This window comes from Solirubrobacter deserti (assembly GCF_027587175.1).
Taxonomy (GTDB): Bacteria; Actinomycetota; Thermoleophilia; order Solirubrobacterales; family Solirubrobacteraceae; genus Solirubrobacter; species Solirubrobacter deserti.
The window spans coordinates 1-19,241 of record NZ_JAPCID010000059.1 but is presented as its reverse complement, the minus strand read 5'-3'; the positions used below and the strand labels follow the sequence as shown (position 1 = coordinate 19,241).

At 73.5% G+C, this 19,241-nt stretch carries 15 protein-coding genes; 9 read left to right on the top strand and 6 right to left on the bottom strand.

What is annotated here, in order from left to right:
• Positions 1 to 11 precede the first annotated feature (11 nt).
• Entirely contained in the window at positions 12 to 1,211 is a 1,200-nt protein-coding gene (locus OJ962_RS28795) for an MFS transporter (protein ID WP_202953993.1), read from the bottom strand.
• Between the two features lie 18 nt (positions 1,212 to 1,229).
• Positions 1,230 to 2,345 carry a glycosyl hydrolase gene (locus tag OJ962_RS28790; protein ID WP_202953994.1) on the bottom strand — a complete coding sequence of 372 codons (1,116 nt, stop codon included), beginning with the start codon at positions 2,343 to 2,345 and terminating at the stop codon, positions 1,230 to 1,232.
• A 24-nt stretch (positions 2,346 to 2,369) separates the two neighbouring features.
• Between OJ962_RS28790 and OJ962_RS28785 the strand changes: the two genes are divergently transcribed.
• Entirely contained in the window at positions 2,370 to 3,545 is a 1,176-nt protein-coding gene (locus OJ962_RS28785) for a glycosyltransferase (protein WP_202953995.1), read from the top strand.
• 303 nt (positions 3,546 to 3,848) lie between these two features.
• Positions 3,849 to 4,724 (top strand): sigma-70 family RNA polymerase sigma factor, encoded by an 876-nt coding sequence (locus OJ962_RS28780; RefSeq protein WP_407697549.1) that lies wholly within the window; start codon positions 3,849 to 3,851, stop codon positions 4,722 to 4,724.
• On the opposite strand, the gene OJ962_RS28775 is transcribed toward OJ962_RS28780, so the two are convergent.
• Complete coding sequence (locus OJ962_RS28775; RefSeq protein WP_270006774.1) at positions 4,725 to 5,528, bottom strand: glycosyltransferase family 2 protein; 804 nt, start codon at positions 5,526 to 5,528, stop codon at positions 4,725 to 4,727.
• A complete protein-coding gene (locus OJ962_RS28770; RefSeq protein WP_202953997.1) occupies positions 5,525 to 6,469 on the bottom strand; it encodes a glycosyltransferase family 4 protein in 945 nt (314 codons plus the stop codon). Before OJ962_RS28770 ends, OJ962_RS28775 begins: the two co-directional genes overlap by 4 nt.
• 24 nt (positions 6,470 to 6,493) lie before the next feature.
• Between OJ962_RS28770 and OJ962_RS28765 the strand changes: the two genes are divergently transcribed.
• Together OJ962_RS28765 and OJ962_RS28760 are read left to right on the top strand one after the other, a co-directional pair.
• Complete coding sequence (locus OJ962_RS28765; protein ID WP_202953998.1) at positions 6,494 to 7,945, top strand: oligosaccharide flippase family protein; 1,452 nt, start codon at positions 6,494 to 6,496, stop codon at positions 7,943 to 7,945.
• Complete coding sequence (locus OJ962_RS28760; protein ID WP_202953999.1) at positions 7,942 to 9,429, top strand: hypothetical protein; 1,488 nt, start codon at positions 7,942 to 7,944, stop codon at positions 9,427 to 9,429. Before OJ962_RS28765 ends, OJ962_RS28760 begins: the two co-directional genes overlap by 4 nt.
• On the opposite strand, the gene OJ962_RS28755 is transcribed toward OJ962_RS28760, so the two are convergent.
• The gene (locus OJ962_RS28755; RefSeq protein WP_202954000.1) at positions 9,390 to 9,872 is read right to left on the bottom strand and encodes a cupin domain-containing protein; all 483 of its coding nucleotides are present in this window, start codon (positions 9,870 to 9,872) and stop codon (positions 9,390 to 9,392) included. The two genes, OJ962_RS28760 and OJ962_RS28755, sit on opposite strands and share 40 nt — an antisense overlap.
• 20 nt (positions 9,873 to 9,892) lie before the next feature.
• On the opposite strand from OJ962_RS28755, the gene OJ962_RS28750 reads away from it, so the two are divergent.
• From OJ962_RS28750 to OJ962_RS28735, 4 genes are read left to right on the top strand one after another with little or no spacing between them, the layout of a single operon-like run.
• Positions 9,893 to 10,279 (top strand): hypothetical protein, encoded by a 387-nt coding sequence (locus OJ962_RS28750; RefSeq protein WP_202954001.1) that lies wholly within the window; start codon positions 9,893 to 9,895, stop codon positions 10,277 to 10,279.
• Positions 10,269 to 12,506 carry a YfhO family protein gene (locus tag OJ962_RS28745; protein ID WP_202954002.1) on the top strand — a complete coding sequence of 746 codons (2,238 nt, stop codon included), beginning with the start codon at positions 10,269 to 10,271 and terminating at the stop codon, positions 12,504 to 12,506. The genes OJ962_RS28750 and OJ962_RS28745 overlap by 11 nt, the downstream gene beginning before the upstream one ends.
• Entirely contained in the window at positions 12,503 to 14,806 is a 2,304-nt protein-coding gene (locus OJ962_RS28740; RefSeq protein WP_202954003.1) for a YfhO family protein, read from the top strand. Before OJ962_RS28745 ends, OJ962_RS28740 begins: the two co-directional genes overlap by 4 nt.
• Positions 14,803 to 15,873, top strand: a complete 1,071-nt coding sequence (locus OJ962_RS28735; protein WP_270006773.1) for an acyltransferase family protein — start codon at positions 14,803 to 14,805, stop codon at positions 15,871 to 15,873. Before OJ962_RS28740 ends, OJ962_RS28735 begins: the two co-directional genes overlap by 4 nt.
• Here the strand turns inward: OJ962_RS28735 and OJ962_RS28730 are convergent.
• On the bottom strand, positions 15,794 to 17,221 hold the full coding sequence (locus OJ962_RS28730) for an O-antigen ligase family protein (protein ID WP_202954005.1): 1,428 nt from the start codon (positions 17,219 to 17,221) through the stop codon (positions 15,794 to 15,796). The genes OJ962_RS28735 and OJ962_RS28730 overlap by 80 nt on opposite strands.
• A 2-nt stretch (positions 17,222 to 17,223) precedes the next feature.
• Between OJ962_RS28730 and OJ962_RS28725 the strand changes: the two genes are divergently transcribed.
• Positions 17,224 to 19,241 (top strand): alpha-(1->3)-arabinofuranosyltransferase domain-containing protein (locus OJ962_RS28725; RefSeq protein ID WP_270006772.1); only part of this gene is annotated, 2,018 nt, incomplete at its 3' end.

Here is a 19,241-nt window from a genome sequence, read left to right as displayed (position 1 = left end):
GAAGTTACTCATCAGACGCGTGTCGCCGGATTCGTGAGCGGTATGCGTCCAGACAAAATCAACGCACCCGCTGCGGGCGCGATTCCGGCCAGAGCACACGTGGCTGCGAGCCAGAGGCCCGCCACCGGTCCGGACGCGTCGCTGAGCGCCCCCGCGGCGGCCGCTCCGAGCGCCAGTCCGCTGTTGTTGGCCGTCACCAGCCAGCCGAACGTCCGCGTGCCTGAACCGCGCGGGGCGAGGCGGCCGACGAGCAGATACAACGACGCGAACAGGGCTCCAAGAGCGATTCCCGGCACGACCAATACTGCACCGAGCAGCACGAGTTGTGTCGCGAACAATGTTGAGACCGCCAACCCGACGGCCATCAGTCCCTGCGAGACGACGACCCGGCGCCGGATCGTCCCGAGCACGACCTTCCCCGCCAGCAGGCTGCCGGCGACCGTGCCGACCGCCATCGCGGCCTCCAACGCGCCGGCCGCGGCCGGATGCCCGCGCTCGGTCGCCGCCGCCGGGAGCGCGATGTCCAGTGCGCCGAGCGCCGCCGCCGTCGGTAGGAAGGCGACGAACACGAGCCACAGCGAAGCCGGGATCGGCGGCGAAGGGCCCGTACGCGCGGCCGGCGCGCGCGCCAGCGAAGTCCGCCCGGCCACGAACGCACCCGCGACCAGCGCTCCCGCGCACACGCCCAACGCCAGACCGGGCGAGCCGACCAGCACGAACACCGAGACGAGCAGCGGCGAGACGATCAGCGCCGCCTCCTCGCCGGCCGCGTCCAGCGCGTGCACGCGCTGCTGGAGCTCGCCTTCGTCGGCCAGCCCGCTCCAGACCGAGCGTGCGAACGGGCCCAGCGGCGGAGCGAACAACCCTGCGAGGCCCGCGAGCGCCACGAACGCCCACGACGGCCCGTCCAGCGCCCCGGCCACCACGACCAGGGCGACCGAAGCCGAGCAGGCCGCCGCGAGCGCGGCGAGCGCTCCCGGGCCGTGGCGGTCCACGATCCGGCCGCGCACGGGCGCGAACGCCGTCGTGATCGCGAACGTCGCGACCAACGCGCCGGTGATCGCGATCGACCCGGTCTCGGCCGTCGCGAAGAGCACGAAGCCGAGCCCGAGTGCGTTGAAGGCGAAACGGCCGCACAGCGAAGCGAGCAGCAGATCACGGATCGGCCGCTTTGCTAGGACAGCGCCGTAGCCCCCGCTGGTGTCCCGCACGCCGGGATAAGCGTACGCCTAAGTCCGGCAGCGCCGCGCGTCGCCCAGCGGCTTCGCGCACCCCTGGAGCCGGCGGGCGACCCGCCGGAAAACCGCCAGCGCCGGCGCGTCCACGAGCGTACCCGCACGCAGTCGGCGCAATCCGCTGTAGTCGAATCCGCTCGAGGTGATCCCCTCGGTCGAGAGCCACGTGTACCAATAGACGCGGTCGAGCCTGTAGCGCCGCCGCGCCTGCGCGATCAGCTCCAGGCCCAGCTCGAGCCGCTTGGCCTGCCCGGAGTCGGTCGTCGAGAAGTCGCCCTCCTGCTTGGTCTTGCCGACGCCGGCGGGCCACGAGAGCTCCGTCAGCCAGATCGGGCGCGTCGCGCCCTTGTTGCGCTCCATCACGCGCCGGATGATCTTCACGATCCGGATCACGTTCTTGGGCTTGCCGGTGTACGGATGCAGCGCGACGACGTCGAAGCTCGCGCGCGCGCCCGCGTCGTAGAGCGCCTGCAGCGCCTTCCAGCTCTCGTTCGGCAGGCCCGCCAGGACGGTGGTCGAACCGGGGTCGGCGGCGTTCAGCGTCCGGTGCGCGACCTTGAGCAGCGCGGCGTAGGACGGCGCCCAAGGCGCGACGTTCCAGTACCGCATCAGGTTCGGCTCGTTCCAGATCTGCCATGCGCGAATCGGCTGCTTGACGACCTCAGGGTGCTCGGCCCATAACGAGCCGTTGGGCCCATAGCGCGTGACGAGTGCGGTCAACAGACGGGCGAAGTCGGCCGCGTCACGCGGGGGAGAGGCCGGATCGCCGGGGTTTAGGGCGGCCCAGGCCGGCGTGCCGTGGACGACCGGCAGCACGCCGAGGCCGCGCTTGGCCGCCGCCAGCACGAGCTGGTCCTTGACGGAGAAGTCGAACGCCTCGGGTCCGGTCGGCTGGATGGAATGCCAGTAGAACGCGGTCCGTACCGCCTCCACGCCGCTTGAAGCCATCCGGTCCCATTCGCCCGCCGCGTGCGCGTACCCCGGGTCGTTGAGCGGCCCGTCCACCGTCACGCCGAGCCACCCGCGCGGCACGAGGCGGTCGGCGGCGCTCGCGCTGGCGGGCGTGAGCAGGAGGACCAAGAACAGGACGAATGTGGCGGTTGCGCGCATGCGGGTACGTAGGATGGCGCGTTCATGCCGCGCGTCGCTCTGATTCACGACTTCCTTCTGGACCTGCGAGGCGCGGAGCGCGTCTTCGCGGCCATCTGCGACGCCTGGCCGGACGCGGACGTCTTCACCGCCGTCTACGACGAGAAGGGCACCGAAGGGCGCTTCGCCGCGCGCCACCCCCACGCGTCCTTCCTGCAGAAGCTGCACCCGACGTCGAACACCTTTCGCCCGCTGCTCCCGCTCTACCCGCACGCGGTCGAGTCGCTGGACCTGCGCGGCTACGACATCGTCGTCTCCAGCTCGAGCGCGTGGGCGCACGGCGTGCTGGTCGACCCCGGCGCCGTGCACGTCTGCTACTGCCACAACCCGTTCCGCTACGCGTGGTCCGAGCGCGAGGCGACGCTCGCCGCCCGCAGCCCGCTGACCCGTCCCGCGCTGCGGCTGCTGCTCTCGCGCTGGCGCCAGTGGGACTGGATCGCGGCCCAGCGCGTCGACGCCTACGTCGCCAACTCGACGATCACCCAGAAGCGCATACGGCGCTACTTCGGCCGCGAGTCGACGGTCCTGCACCCGCCGGTGGAGCTCAGCCGCTTCTCACCCGGCCCGGTCGGGGACCACTACCTCGTGCTGGCGGAGCTGATGGCGCACAAGCGCATCGATGTCGCCATCCGCGCCTTCAACGCGCTCGGCCGGCCGCTCGTGGTCGTGGGGGACGGGCCGGAGTACCGCCGCCTGAAGCGGCTCGCCGGCCCGACCGTCCGGCTGACGGGCCGGCTGTCGGACAGCGAGGTCGCCGATCTGCTGCGCACGGCGCAGGCGCTGGTGGTCACGGCGGAGGAGGAGTTCGGGATCGCGGCGGTCGAGTCGCTGGCGAGCGGCCGGCCCGTGATCGCGCTACGTGCGGGCGGTGTTCTCGAAACGGTCACAGAAGGGGTGACCGGAACCTTCTACGACGATGGGGACGACCCGAAGGCGCTCGCGGAGGCCGTCTCGAGCTTCGATGTGGCGCGGACGCACTCGTCCACTTGTGTGACATCGGCACACAGGTTTGGAGTCGAGCGATTCCAGGAACGACTCCGGACGATCGTCACAGAAACGGCCGCAAAGGGCGGCACAGCGCGAGAAATAGAGCGTCCGCTCGGCGGGCTCTTGCCTACGAGAGTCTCACGGCGGGGCGCAGAATCCATGAGGAGCCGTTAAATCTCTCCCCTCGTGGGCACAATCAGCGTAACCCTGTGGCATTCTTTGGGTTGTCTGTTGTGCGCGGGCGTCCAGCCTGCGCCCTGATCTCGCCGCAACGGTCACAAGCTTAGCGGGAGATCGGGACCTCTCCGGAGGGACGGCCGTGAATGTCTGCGGCGTTCCACCTCGAAGAGACTCCAGCTTGCCGGGTCCGGTCGTGTGTCGTGGGGCCCGAACAAGGTGGTTGCGGAAACAAGTAACTTAGCCTATAATTCCTACTGCCCCGGTAGGACTTGAACTGACTCTTGGAAGGACCCCCAACTGAGCACCATCACCGACACCCCACGCCGCCGCGACACCGAGCACGAGGTCGACCCGACCCTGGACTCGCTGCAGCTGCTCCTGCGTGAGGCTGGCCGGTACCCGCTGCTCAAGCCGAGTGAGGAGATCGAACTCGCCAAGCGGATCGAGCGCGGAGACCTGGCAGCCAAGGAACGCATGATCAACTCCAACCTCCGCCTGGTGGTCGCGAACGCGCGCCGCTATCAGGGCCAGGGCCTCGCCCTCGGTGACCTGATCCAGGAAGGGATGCTGGGGCTGATCCGCGCCGTCGAGAAGTTCGACTGGCGCAAGGGCTTCCGGTTCTCGACGTACGCGACCCTCTGGATCCGTCAGGCGATCCAGCGCGGCCTCGAGAACACCAGCCGGACCATCCGCCTCCCCGTCCACGTGGCGCAGCGCTCCCGTAAGGTCGGTCGCATCGAGCGTGAGCTCACCACTCGCCTCGGTCACGAGCCGTCCGACGAGGAGATCGCGTCCGCCGCGGACCTGCCGCTGGAGGACGTCATCGAGATCCGCAAGGCCGACCGCGCGGTGGTCAGCCTCGACAAGCCGGTTGGCGACGACGGCGACACCGCCTTCGGCGACCTGCTGGCGATCGAGACCCCGGCCGTGGACGAAGAGGTCCACGAGGCGCTGAAGTCCGAGACGCTCCTGAACGCCATCGCCGAGCTCCCCGAGCCCGAGCGTGACGTCATCGAGATGCGCTTCGGTGCCGGCGACCGTGAGCCGCAGACGCTGTCGCAGGCCGGCCGCAAGCTCGGCGTGTCGACGGAGCGGGCCCGCCAGATCGAGGAGCGCGCCCTCAAGCGCCTCTCGCAGCGGCCGGAGCCCGCCGCCCTGCGCGAACCGGCCTAGTCACGAGTTGCGTCGTCCCTCCAAGGCCGCCGCGAGCTGTTGTCGCTCGCGGCGGCCTTTGTACGTTCTGAGGGCGAACGTGAGGATCTGAGCGGCGGCGTCGCGCCGCGCCGCGCGGCGCCCGAGCGTGCGCTCGATCACGTCGTGCCGGTTCTGCGCAAGCTGCAGGAACGGTTCGTGCTCGATGCTGTGACCGCCTGTATGGGTGACCGCCAGGTCGGTGTGGAGGTAGGTGCGCAGGCCGCGGTTACGGGCTTGGAGGCACAGGTCCATGTCCTCCGCGAACAGGTGGATGCGTTCGTCGAAGCGGATCAGGTGCGTGGGGGCGGCGACACACGCCGCGATCACCCAGCCGACCGTGCGCGGCGTCGCGGACCGGTACGGCTCGGCGCGCACCGGGGCGAACGGCAGCAGGGCGGGGATGAAGGCGCCGACCGTGCCCGGGAGCGGGTGGGCGCTGCGCTGCACGCTGCCGTCCTCGTTGAGCAGGCGGGGCGCGTGCAGGCCGGGCTGGGTGGCTCGTCGCGCGAGCTCGGGGAGGACGCCGTGCTGGTCGATCGCATCCGGGTTCAGGAGCACGGTCGTGGGGTGCGTCACGTGGGTGAGCGCGAGGTTGTTGGCGGCGCCGAAGCCGGGGTTGTCGCGGCGCTCGATGACGTGCGCGCCATGGTCGCGGGCCAGCTGCGCGCCGCCGTCGTCGGGGCCGACGTCGACGACGATCAGCTGAGGCGGGTTGATCGTCGGCAGCAGCCGCTCCAGGTGGGGCCGGGAGCGGTGCAGGACGATGACGGCGGCCCAGGTCACCCGAGGACGGCGCCGAGGCGGGCGACGCTGTCGCGGACGTCGACGGCGCGCTGTCTCGGGTCGCCGGGGTCCTCGAGCGCTTCGCGGATCTTGGTGACCGCTTCGTCGACGTCGCCGGGGGTGTAGAGGCCGCGGTCGAGGATCTCGAGCGGGCCCGCGGCGGCGGGCGCGACGACCGGCCGGCCGGACGCCAGCGCCTCTACGAGCACGAGGCCGTAGGGCTCCCGGTCGGCGCAGTGGAGCAGCACGTGGTGCTCCTGCAAGGCGCGGTGCATGTCGGTGCGGCCCGCGAAGGTGACGTTCGGCGGAGGGTCGAGCTCCGGCATGGGGTCGCCGGGGAGCGGCTCGCCGGCGAACGTGAAGCGTGCGTCGGGCATCCGGCGGGCGATCGCGACGGCCAGATCCGGGCGCTTCCACGGCACGAGTGCGCCCGCGATCAGGACCTTGGGCGGGCCGTCGGGCAGTGGCGTGGGGACGAACACGTCGAGGTCGACGCCGGGGTGCAGGATCGTGGCCTCGAGCGCAAGGTCGTCCGCGACCGCCTGGGAGGCGGCGACGACGACGTCCGAGCGCTTCGTGGTGGCGCGGACGGCGCCGCGCAGCGCGGGGGAGTCGAAGAGGTCGTGGTGCACGGCGATCCGGCGCGTGTTGGGCACGGCCGCGACCGCCATCACGGCCTTGGCGCCCCAGGCGACGAGCGTGGACGGCTTGAGCTTCGTCAGCTCGTAGGTGAGGCCGAGCGTGCCGGTCGCGCTCTTGGCCAGCCCGCGGTCCTGGAGCGGCACGTGGTCGATCCCCGCGGCGTGCAGCTCGTCCGCGAGCGGCCCGGGCGGGCACGCGACCCGCAGCGGCCGCTCGAGCCGCGTCACGCAGTCCAGCAGCACGCGTTCGGCGCCGCCGAGGACGCCGGCGTAGGAGGCGAAGAGCACAGGCTCGGTCATCGGGCGCCACTAGCATCGCGCGTCATGGCGTCGCGCCGCGTTCCGGACCCGCCCGGCCTGCGTGCGCGCACGGCGCGTGGCGGCGTGGTCAACGCCGCGTTCCTGTCCGGGGCGGAGCTGTTGGTGCTCCTGCAAGGGCTGCTGGCGACGGCGCTGCTGGGGCCGGACGCGATCGGCCTGTACGGGATCGTGACCACGACGGCCATGACGATCGTCGCGCTGCGGCGGGTGGGGATCGACGAGGCGTTCGTGCAGACCGCCGTCGACGACGAGGAAGCCGAGTTCCAGCGCGCGTTGACGGTCGAGCTGGCGCTGGGGCTGGTGAGCGCGCTGGCGGTGGCGGCGCTCGCGCCGGTGCTTGCGGCGGCCTACGACGACTCCCGGCTGCTGGGGTTGACGCTGGCGGTGACGTACCTGCCGGTGGCGTTCACGCTGCAGGCGCCGCAGTGGGTGTTCTTCAAGCGCATGGAGTACGTGCGGTTGCGCGTGCTGCAGGCGATCGTGCCGCTCGTGACGGTCGCCGTGGCGGTGCCGCTGCTGCTCGCCGGTGTCGGCGTGTGGGCGCTCGTGATCGGGCCGTTCGTCGGCAATCTGGCGGCGGTCCTGGCCGCGTGGCGGAGCTCGCCGTACGCGCTACGGCTGCGCCCGGACCGGGCGGCGGCGCGGCGGTACCTGCGGTTCTCGTGGCCCGTGTTCGTGACGTCGCTGGTCGCTCTGCTCGTGGCGCAGGGCCAGATCGCGGTGTTCGGGCTCGACGACGGGCTCGTCGGGGCCGGCTACATCACGCTTGCGGCGACCCTGACGCGGTACGCCGACCGCGCCGACCAGATCCTCGCGACCACGATCTACCCCGCGATCGTCCGCGTGCGCGAGCGGGCCGAGGTGCTCGAGGAGCTGTTCGAGAAGGCGAACCGGCTGACGCTGATGTGGGCGTTCCCGTTCGGGGCCGGGCTCGCGCTGTTCGGCGCGGACCTCGTGGTGTTCGTGCTCGGCGACGACTGGCGCGGCGCGATCGTGCTGCTCGGCGGGCTCGCGGTCGCGGTCGCGCTGCAGCAGATCGGCTACTCGTGGTTCGCGTTCTACCGCGCGCGGGGTGAGTCGTGGCCGCAGGCCGTCGAGTCCGGCGTGTTCGGCGCGTCCTTCGCGGCGCTGGCCGTTCCGGGCGCGCTGCTCTGGGGCTCGTGGGGGTTCGTGTGCGGGCGCATCGGTTGCACGCTGTGCGTCCTGGGCGCGCGGGCGGTCTATGTGCGCCGGCTGCTCCCGGGCGCGCGGCTGCTGCCGATGGCGCTGCGCGCGGCCGTGCCGGTGGCGCTCGCGACGGTGCCGGTGCTCGCGTTGCGCGGCGCCCTGTGGGGCGGCGAGCGCCCGCTCTGGCAGGCGCTGCTCGAGCTCGCGGTCTGGCTCGGTGGGCTCGCAGCGGCGACGTGGCGCCTCGAGCGGCCGCTGCTGGCCGAGCTGCGCGGGTACGTGCGGTGAGCGCCGCGGTGCTTCGGCGAGCCGCGACAGCGTCCGGCGCCGGGCTCGCCGTGCTGTGGCTGGCCGCGGCGCTGATCAGCGGCTTCACCGCTCGCCGCTACCTCGGCCCGCTCGACGAGGGCATCCTCATGCAGGCCGCGGCCCGCATGGCCGACGGCCAGTGGCCGTGGCGCGACTTCAGCTGGTCCTACGGCCCAGGCCAGCCGCTCGTCGTCCTGGCCACCGGCGAGTCGCTGTTCTCGTGGCGCGTGCTGCGCGTCGCCGCCGACGCCACGGCGGCGGTGCTCGTGTGGGCCCTCGTGCGGGACGTCCGCCCGCGCTGGGCGCCGTGGGCGTGGGCCGCCGCTGCGGTGACCGCCGCGCAGCCCACCAGCGCGAACCCGACCGCTCCGGCGCTGGCCTTCGCGCTCGGCGCCGTGCTGTGCGCAACGCGAGGACGGCCGGCGTGGGCGGGCGCGCTGGCCGCGGCGGCCGCGTTCTGGCGCCCGGACGTGGGCGTGATCGGCGCGCTGGCCGCGGCCGCCGTGTTCGTGGCGGGAGAGCGACGCGTCCGCGCGAGGGAGGGCGACGAGTCGCGGTGCGCCGGCGAGGCGCGGGGCGGCGCGCGCGCGGCCGCGGTCGCGCTCGGCGTGGCGGCCGTCGTCGGGCTCGGGCTTTACGCGCCGTTCATCGTCGCGGCCGGCCCGGGAACCGTGTGGGACGCGCTCGTGGTCCAGGCCACGAAGGACGGCGCGTGGTGGCGGCTGCCGTTCCCCGCCGGGTTCGACGGGGGCGATCCGAAGGACTTCCTGGCGTGGCTGGCGCCGTACGCGGCACTGATCGTGCTCGCGCTGGCCGTGCCCCGCCGCCCCGCGGCCGGGCTCGTCGTGCTCGGCGCCGGCGCGGCGATCTACTACGTCTCCCGGGCCGATCTCGAGCACGCGCAGGGCCTGCTCGTCGTGGCGGCGGCACTCGCCGCGTTCGTCCGGCCGGCAGTGGTCGGCATCGCACTGCTCGCGATCCTGATCGTCGTCGGCGTCGGGAACCGCGCGTCGGCGCTGCTCAGGCCGCCCGAGCTCACCACCTACCGCGGCATCGCCATCCCGCCCGAAGAGGCGAGGGCGCTGCCCGAGGTGGTCGCGCGCATCGACCATCTGGTGCCGCCCGGGGAGCCGATCTACGTCGCGCCCCGCCGGTCCGACCTCGTCACGTTCACCAACCCGCTCCTGCACTACCTCACGGACCGCCCGAACGTCCTGCGCCGCGACGTGCTGCTGCAGGCCAAGCCGGAGGAGCAGCGCAACATCGTCCGCGCGCTCGAGCAGCGCCGCCCGCGCGTCGTGATCCGCTGGACGGACCCGGCGTCCTCGAAGCCCGAGCCGAACCGGCGCGGCGAGCCGAGCGGCTCGACCGCGCTCGACGACTACCTCGAGCGCGCGTACCGGCTGGAATCGCGGTTCGGGTACTACGACGTGCTCGTGTCGCGCTCGATCGCGGCCGCGTAGGCCTCCAGGAACGGCACCTCGCCGTCGGCGCTGAACGCCTTCCCGACGCCCGGGGAGGACATCGTCAGCGTCGTGCCGGTGCTCAGGTGCTCGGCGATCTCCGGGAAGTTCATGGTGGAGACGAGCAGGACGCGGGCGGGCTCCTCGGGGCCCGCCGCCACCCGGTGCGCGCCGTCCGCACCGCGCGGGAACGCGACCACGGCGCCCGCGTCGAGCTCCCGTTCGCCGTCGGGCGTGCGCAGCCGCACGCGCCCGCTCAGCACGATCAACAGCTCCTCGTTCCCGTGATGCAGGTGGTAGGGCGAGACGGCGACGCCGGGCTCGAGTTCGTAGACGGTGGCGCCGAGCTCGGTCGCGCCGGCTGCCGCGCCGACCATCTGGCCCTTCACGCCGGGCGGCGTGCCCGGCTGCCACTGCGGCGAGAAGACGTTGGGGTCGCCCACGCCCGGCATACTGCCACGCCATGGTCGCCCGGGTCCTGCTCGTCGTCGCCGCGCTCGTCGCGGGCACCTGGCTCGTCGTCCAGGCGCGGGCGGGGCGCGCCGAGGAGCGGCTGATCGAGCTCGCCTTCGAGGCGCCGGAGCCGCCGCCGCAGGCCGAGAGCGAGCGGCTGCTCACCCAGGCGCGGCGCTGGAACCCGGACCGGCGCCCCGAGCTCTTCGAGGGCGTGATCCTCGCCCGCCAGGGCCGCACACGCGAGGCGATCGCGACGCTGCAGGCCGTCACGCGGGCCGAGCCGGCCAACCTCGAGGCCTGGGGGCTGCTGCGGTCGGCCGCCGCCGACACGGACCCGGCGATCGCCCAGCAGGCCGCCGCCCGCGCACGGGCGCTCTCACCCCTTGGCCGCTAGGCGCCCGGTTTTCGCGGCGGCGCTGTTCTATGCGCTGCTGGCGGTCGCGATGGTCGCGCCCGCGCTGATCCCCGGCCACACGCTGGCGTCAACCGACCTGCTCTGGTCACTCGCGCCGTGGACTGCGGACACGCCGCCGGGCGTGCCTCCGTACGGCTCCAATTACGAGCTCGCGGACGCGGTCGCCTACTTCCAGCCCGCGCTCGAGTACACCCGCTCCCGCCTGCCGGAGATGCCGCTCTGGAACCCGCATATCGAGGGCGGCCGCCCGTTCCACGCGAGCATCCAGCCCGCGGTCTTCTCGCCGTTCTCGTGGCCGGCGTACGTGCTGCCGTTCTGGTGGTCGCTGGGCGTGATCGGCGCGCTGAAGCTGTGGGTGCCGGCGTTCGGGACGTTCCTGCTCGCTCGCGCGCTGGGCCAGAGCCACGCCGGCGCGCTGCTGGCGGGCGTGGTGGCGGGCTTCGGCCTCTTCCACGTCGTCTGGCTCGCATGGCCGCTCTCGAGCGTGTGGGCGTGGCTGCCTTGGCTGCTGCTGCTCACCGACCGCGTCGTGCGGCGTCCCGGGCGGCTGCCGGTCGTCGGGCTGGCCGTCGTGGTCGCCGTGCAGTACACGGGCGGGCATCCGGAGACGAGCTTCCACGTGCTGGCGGCGACGCTCGCCTTCGCGTTGCTGCGCATGCAGGGCTGGCGCGGCCTGCTGCGGTTCGGGATCGGCGCGCTCGCGGGCACGGCGCTGGCCGCGGCTGTGCTGCTGCCGTTCCTCGAGCTGTTGTACCACTCGTCCGATCTCGCCAACCGGAAGGACCGCGAGCCCGCGCGTTCGCCGCTGCGCTACCTGCTGAGCGTCGCGCTGCCGGACTTCTGGGGCCGCCCGACGCAGCTGGTGAGCGAGCCGTTCATCGTGGCGCGGGCGTTCTACGCGGGCGCGCTGCCGCTGCTGCTGGCGGCGTGCGCGCTGGTGCTCAAGCCCACGCGTGAGCGGCTGATCATCGCGGCGGCGGGTGCCGTCGCGCTGACGATCGTGGTCGGCGTGGAGCCGTTCTTCACGCTCATCCACCTCGTCCCGGGCTTCAGCATGGCCCACAACACGCGGCTGGCAATTATCGCGCTGCTGGCGGTCGCGCTGCTCGCTGGGTGGGGGCTGGATTCGCTGCGGCCATCGCGGTGGCTGCTCCCGCTGGCGGTCGGCGTGCTGGTGCTGCCGATCGTGGGCGGCTTCGCGGAAGGCGGGCTGCGGTTCCCGCTCGGGGACGCGCTCGCGAGCGCCTGGGGCTTCGTCACGCCCACCGATCCGGCCGTGCTGCCGCTCACGTCGATGCTGATCTGGGTGCCGTTCGCGCTGCTGGCGGGCGTGCTGGTGGTCAAGCGGCCCGCGCACCTGGCGACGCTCGCGGTCACCCTCACCGTGCTCGACCTGTTCCGCGCCGGCATGGGCCAGAATCCCGCGATCCCCGTCGATCACGCCACGGTGCCGTTCACCCCGGCCATGCGCGAGCTCGCGAACGGCCGCTTCGTGGCCGTCGGGGGCGAGCTGCTCACGCCGCTGACGGCGAACGTCGGCATGCGCTTCGGCCTGCACGACGCCCGCGGTTACGACTATCCGACCGAGAAGCGCTACGACGAGCTGTGGCGGCGCGCCGTCAACCCGCCGGACCCCCTGGGGCTGACGCTGCCGTCGGTGCGGGCGTCGGCCGGGCCGGAGGCGCTGCGGGCGCTGGGCCTACTGAACGTCACGCGGATCCTGCAGCCGCCGGATGAGCCTGCGCTGTCGCTGCCGCGGGTGTATGCCGGGCCGGACGCGGTCGTGTACGCGAATCCGCGCGCCACGCCACGGACGTACGTGGCCGGGAGCGAGCGGGTCGTCGAGGATCAGCTGACCGCGGTGCTCGAGTCCGGGCCGGAGGCGGTGGTGAGCGAGCCGCTGGGCCTCGACGGGTCCGGCACCGCGCGGATCACGCGCGACGACCCTGAGCACGTGGCGGTGCGCTCCGACACGCGCGGGCGGGCGATGGTCGTGCTCGCCGACACGTACTTCCCGGGCTGGAAGGCGACGGTGGACGGCGCGGACGCCCCGATCATCCGCACCCAGCACCTGCTGCGGGGCGTCGTGGTGCCGGCGGGGACGCACACCGTCGAGTTCCGGTACGCGCCGCTGAGCTGGCGGATCGGATGGATCGTGTCGCTGCTGACGGCGCTGGCGCTGGTCGGGGTCGCGTGGCGGCGGTGAAGCGCCATCCGCTGCTCGCGGCGGCGCTGCTGTACGCACTGCTGGCACTCGCGTTCGTCTCGCCCGCGCTGGTCCCGGGGAAGGTGCTCTCCAACTCGGACGAGCTGTGGTTCGAGGCACCGTGGGGCGCGTCCAGGCCCGCAGACCTGATCCGGCCCGCGAACCCCGAGCTCGGCGACGCGCCCGAGCACGTGCAGCCGTTCCTGCGCGAGGTCAAGCGCTCGCTGCCGGAGATCCCGCTCTGGAACCCGTACATCCAGGCCGGCCGGCCGACGCTGGCCAACTCGCAGAGCGCGGTCTTCTCGCCGTTCAACGCAGTGGTGTGGGTCATGGATGCCTTCACCGCGCTGGCGTGGCAGGCGATCCTGAAGTTCTGGGTCGCCGCGTTCGGCGCGTTCCTGCTCGCGCGGGCGCTGAACATGCGCTGGCCGGGCGCGTTGCTGGCCGGGCTCGTCTACGGGTTCAGCCTGTGGATGGTCACGTGGGTCTCGTATCCGCACGTGAGCGTGTGGGCGATGATCCCGTGGGCGCTGGCCGCGGCCGACGGGGTGATGCGCCGGCCCGACCTGCGCCGGGTCGCGCTGTTCGCGCTCGTGATCGCGATCCAGTTCCTGGGCGGGCATCCGGAGTCGAGCTTCCATCTGCTGGTCGCAACGGTCGTGTTCTGCGCGCTGCGGCGGCCCGGGTGGCGGACCGCGGCGTGGCTGGTGGCCGGCGGCGTGTGGGGCGCGGCGCTGGCGGCCCTGGTGCTGCTGCCGGCGGCGGAGCTCGTGCTGCGGTCGGCGGACCTCGAGCAGCGGGCGGGGGAAGCGCGCCACATCTGGACCTCGCGCAAGTTCGCGCTCGGCGTGATGGTGCCGTTCTACTGGGGCAAGCCGACCCAGACGCCGCTCGACTTCTTCCTGCTGGCGCGCGCGTTCTACGGCGGCGCGCTGCCGCTGCTGCTGGCCGGGATCGCGCTGCTGCGGCCGACGCGGGAGCGGGTGGCGGCGGCCGTGCTGGGCGTGGCCTGCATGGCGGTGGTGCTCGGGGTCCCGCCCGTGTTCCAGCTCGTCACCGCGTTGCCGGTGTTCTCGAGCGGGCACAACACGCGGCTGGCCGTGCTCTACCTGCTGTGCTTGGCGCTGCTGGCGGGGTGGGGGCTGGACGACGTCGTGCGGCGCGGGGTGTCGCGGCGGGTGCTCCTCGTCGGGGTCGCCGTGCTGCTGTTCCCGGTGGCGTACACGGTCGTGCGGTCCCGCTCCGCGTGGGACGTGGTCGGCGAGGCGGTGCAGGTCGCGTTCGGGTTCGCGGACGCGCCGGCGGTGAACGAGCCGGACGTCGGCTTCGTGGTGCGCGGCGCGGCGGTGGTGCAGTGGCTCGTGGTGGGGGGAGCGGGATTGCTCGTGCTCGCGTGGCGGCGCAACGTCGCGGTGGCGGCGCTCGTCGTGGTGTTCGCCGATCTGGCGTGGGCCGGGGTGGGCTACAACCCGGCGATCCCGCGCGAGCACGCGATCCAGCCCTCCACACCGGCGATCGAGGCGGTGGCCGCGGTAGCTCCCGCGCGGTTCGTGAGCATCGGGGCGATCTCCCAGAACTCGATCCCGATGGACTACGCGGCGCCCGAGGCGCGCGGCTATGACCTGCCGGTGGACAAGCGCTTCGACCGGCTGTGGCGGGCGAAGCTGTCGCCCGAGTTCCCGTCGCAGGTCGGGCCGCTGCCCGCGTTCATCCCGCTGTCGCTGCCGAAGGTGGATGCCGAGCGGCTGCGGTTCCTCTCGCTGCTCGGGGTCTCGCGGGTGCTGCAGCCGGTCGGGGACCCGGAGCTGCGGGTGCCGGGGCTGCGGGTCGTGCACGACGGGCCGGACGCGCGGGTGTACGCGAACGAGGGCGCGCTGCCGCGGGCGATGGTCGTCGGGGCGCGGCGCCCGGCGGCCGATTCGTTCGCGGCGATCACGGCGCCGGGGTTCGACGCGCGGCGGGAGGTGATCGTCGAGGGCGGCGGGTCCGGGGGTGCGCCGGGGCCGGCGGGTGCGGCGCGGATCGTGGCGCTGGAGCGCAACCGCGTCGTGGTGGAGGCGCGGGCGGACCGGACGGCGACGCTCGTGCTCACCGACAACTGGTACCCGGGCTGGAAGGCCCGGGTCGACGGGGAGGAGGTCGACGTCGAGCGGGTGGATTACACCTTCCGCGGCGTGGCGCTGCCCGCGGGGGCGTCGCGCGTCGAGTTCGTCTACGCGCCGCTCAGCTGGCGGGTGGGGTGGATCGTGTCGCTGCTGGCCCTGGTCGGCCTGGTGGGGGCGTTCGTGTGGCGGCGGTGAGGCGGCCCGAGCTCGACGGCGTGCGGGCGCTGGCCGCGCTTGCGGTGCTCGCGTTCCACGCGGTCGGTTACTGGGGGCGCGGGGCGGGCGGGGAGGCGGCCGCGCAGCCGTGGGTCGGACGGCTGGACGTCGGCGTGACGATCTTCTTCCTCTTGTCGGGGTACTTGCTGTATTGCCCGTTTCTGCGTGGGTCTTTACGTCTAGGGGAGTATGCGTGGCGGCGCTTGTTCCGGATCGTGCCGGCGTACTGGGTGGCGCTGACGGTGGCGGCTCTGGCGCTGCCGCTGCGCGAGGTGTGGGACGCGCCGGTGTGGTTCTTCGGCTTCCTGCAGACGTACCGCGCCGAGACGGCGGGGCAAGGGCTCGGGCAGGCGTGGACGCTGTGCGTCGAGGTCGCGTTCTACGCGTTTCTCCCGCTGTGGGCGTGGCTGACGGTGCGGACGCGGTCCGTGTGGCCGCTGCTCGGGATGGTGGCGTTCAGCGTCGCGTACAAGCTGGTCGTGTTGGCGGGCGCTCCGGCGCTGGTGCGGCCGTTGGACCCGGCGCTGATTGCGCTGCCGGCGTTCCTGGACTTTTTCGCCCTCGGGATGGGGCTGGCGCTGCTGGAGGCGCGCGGCGTGCGGCCGTCCGGCTCCTGGTGGTGGTGGGGCGGCGCGGTGGCGCTGTTCCTGGTGGGCAGCTGGGCGTTGGGCGATGCGCGGCTGGACGTCTACACGCACGGCCAGTGGCTCGCCCGGCACGCGCTGTACGGGGCGGTGGCGCTGCTCGTGCTGGCGCCGGCGGTCGCGGGGCGCGGTGGACCGGCGCGGGTGCTGGGCACCTGGCCGCTGGCGCGCCTGGGCGAGATCTCCTACGGGCTGTACCTCTACCACCTGCTGGTGCTGATGCTGCTGGCGAAGTGGGGGTTCGGCGCCTGGGAGTCGTGGCTGCACCCGTACGCGCTGTGGCTGGTGGGCGCGTTCGTGGGCTCGGTGCTGCTGGCGACGGCTAGCTGGGTGCTGGTCGAGCGTCCGCTGATGGCGCTTCGTCCGCCAGCCGCGCGGCGAGCACGAGCGCGAAGAGCGTGAGCGCGGGGAGCTCCCAGTCCCAGTCCAGCCCCGCGTGGGCGGCGTAGACGACGAGCGCGGCGACCGCGCCCGCCTGGGGATTGCGCCGCGCCATCCCGACGATCCCGCCGAGGAACAGGGCGAGCGCCGCGAGCCCGACCAGGCCGAGCTCGGCGGCGGTCTCGAAGTACAGCGAGTGCGCGTCCCGGACGGCCTCCGGGATCTCGCGCTCGCGCAGCCACTCCGTGCGGAAGGCGCCGCTGCCCGCGCCGTTGAGCGGGTGCTCGGCGAAGGTGCTCAGCGCCACGCGCCAGTACTCGTCCCGGTTGGACTGCGTGGACAGCAGCCGCGACGCCTCCGCGTTCGCGGGCGTCTCCGTCGGCCCGCCGCTCGTCGAGAGCACGATCGTGGCCCCCAGCGCGAGCACGAGCACCCCGATCGCCACCGCCCGCAACATAAAGAGGGACTGTCCCTCTTTAGGTTCGTGTGGGTCGATCCTCACGGCAGGCTGGAAAAAGCGGGGGTGTTTCCTAAAGAGGGACAGTCCCTCTTTCGGAAACAGGGCCGCCGCGGCGGCGCTCGTGACGGCCAGCAGCGCGAGCATCGCCGCGCCCTGGGCCGCGCTGCCCCCGGGGCGTTCGAGGTCGCCGAGGGCGAACGTGGCGAGCGCCGGAATGGCGGCGGCGACGGCGACGAGCAGCGTGCGGGTCAGGCGCTCGCGGGTGGGTTCGAGCGCGAGCAGGGCGGCGACGCCGACGGCGGTCGCCCCGAGCGCGCCGCGCGAGAAGGTCAGGTACAGCGCCAGGCCGAGCAGTGGGGCGGCGGCCGCCGCGACGCGGTTTCGGGTCGCCGCCGCGAGCACGAGGCCCATGCCCATCAGCGCGCCCATCGCATTCCAGTAGGTGAGCGGCCAGGCGAGGCGGTCGTTGGCGGACGGCAGCGTCTGGAGCTCGAACACGCCCGGCAGCAGGCGCTCGGACAGGCCGTAGAGTGCGGCGGCGACGATCCCGGCCAGCAGCACGGGCTCGACGATCCGGCGCGCGGGCGGCAGCAGCGCGAGCGCGGCGGTGAACGTGGCGAGGTAGAGGAGCAGGCGCTGGAGGTCGTCGCCGGCCACGCCCGCAATCGGCGCCCAGGCCAGGGAGGCGCCCGTCCAGGCGGTCAGCGCGGCCAGGCCGAGCAGCGCGAGACGGGGCGCGCGTTCGCGGGGCAGCGGCCGCTTGGTCGCGACCGCCGCGACCACGACCAGCGCGCACGCGATCACGCCCGCGGCCAGGCGCGGGACGTCGAAGTAGCCGCCCTTGGCGAACGTGAGGCCCACCGGCAGGGCCAGCACCGGCAGGGCGAGAATCAGGCGTGACCGTGCCATCCGTGGGCGTGGACCGTATCCTCGCCGCCTTGCCGTTGCGCTCCCGCCTCCTCGTCCCGGGCCTCGCGGCGCTGGCGCTGCTCATCTCTCTGGCGCAACGGCCGGGGCTCGCGTCTTCGGACACGAAGATCGACCTGCACACGGACCCGGGTGGGTTCCTGGCCGATGTCGCGTCGGCGTGGTCGTCGACCGGGGACCTCGGGCACGTCCAGGGCGGCCAGTACGGCGGCTACCTGTTCCCGATGGGCCCGTTCTTCGCGCTCGGCCACGCGCTCGGAGGCGCGCCGTGGCTCGTCCAGCGGCTGTGGCTCGCGCTGGTGCTGTTCCTGGCGGCGTGGGGCGCCGTGCGGCTGATGGACGAGCTCTGCTCGGGCCGGCGCGGGCTCCCGCACGCGGTCGCGGGACTGCTGTTCCTGCTCAACCCGTACGTCGTGGTGTTCACGGCCCGGACCTCGATCACGCTGCTCGGGTACGCGGCGCTGCCGTGGCTGCTGGTGGCGGTCCGGCGCGGGTTGCTCGCGCGCGGGTGGCGCTGGCCGGCGGTGTTCGCGTTGATCGTGACGGCCTCCGGTGGCGGTGTGAACGCGGCCGTCACCGCGTGGGTGCTGCTCGGGCCGGTGCTCCTCGGCGCGTACCTGTGGTGGACCGGGGCGGTCGACGTGCGGCGGCTGTGGGCGTTCGCGTGGCGCACCGGCCTCGCGACCGCGCTCGCGTCCGCGTGGTGGGTGATGCCGCTGCTCGTGCAATCCCGCTACGGCGTCGACTTCCTGCGCTTCACCGAGCAGCCCGGGACGATCTGGTCGACGACGTCGCTGCCCGAGTCGCTGCGGCTGATGGGCTACTGGATCTCCTACCTGGGCGTCGGCTACGGGGGAGACCTGCGGCCGTACTTCGGGGACGGCGCCGTGCTGCTGTTCGCCCTGCCCGTCGTGCTCGCCGGCCTGCTGGTCCCGGCGCTGGCGCTGATGGGGTTCGCAGTGACCCGTCGGCACCCCTTCGCGCCCTTCGCCCTCGCGCTCGTCCTGATCGGACTGATCGTCATGATGGCCGGGTTCCCAGAGGGAACGCCGCTTCGCCGGGCGTCGAACTTCACGTACAACAACTTTGTCCCGGTGCAGTTTCTGCGCACGACCTACAAGGCCGGTCCGCTGGTGGCGCTGGGCGTCGCGCTGCTGGCCGGCTTCGCGGCGACCCGGCCGCGGGCGGTCGTGTTCGTCGGGCTCGCGATCGTCGCGTGCTGGCCGCTGGCGCGTGGCCGCGCCGTCGACGACCAGCTGCTGTGGGAGCGGATCCCGTCGACGTGGGCGACGGCCGCGGAGCACGTCGACGCGCGCGCAGGGGACGGGCGTGCCCTCGTCCTGCCGGGGCAGCTGTACGCCTACTACGACTGGGGCGGGACGATCGACCCGATCCTCCCGACGCTCGCCGACAAGCCGGTCGCGACCCGCAACGCCGTGGGCTACGCGGACCTGCGCGCGACGGACCTGCTGTGGACGGTCGACGCGCTCGTCCAGCAGCGGCGCGCCGTTCCGGGCCAGCTGGACCCGCTGCTCGACCTGCTCGGCACGCGCGTGGTGGTCGCCGGCGCCGACGACGACCGCCAGCGCAGCGGCGCGGCCCCCGCGGCGGACGCCGCCGACGTGCTCGACCAGCTCGGCGAGCCGGACGCCACGTTCGGTGCGCCGCGGGAGCGGCCGCGGGCGGCGGGAACGCTCGGCGAGCCGCGCCTGCTGCCGGCGGTCCGCGCCTGGGACCGCCCGTCCGCGCCTGGCCTGGTCCGCGTCGAGCCCGAGCGGCCGTCCGTGATCGTGGACGGCTCCGCCGAGGGACTCGCGGCGCTCGCCGCCTTCGACGGCCCCGATACCACGAGCGACACCGTCACAGAGGTGCCGCCAGAGGGGATGACGTCGGACGGCGCGAGCGCCGGGGCGGGGGATGGCGCACCGCCCGGCGGAGGTGCGGCCGGCGGCCCGCCGCCCGGGGGCGATGCCGCGGAAGCGGGGCGCGAGCCGCCGGCGCC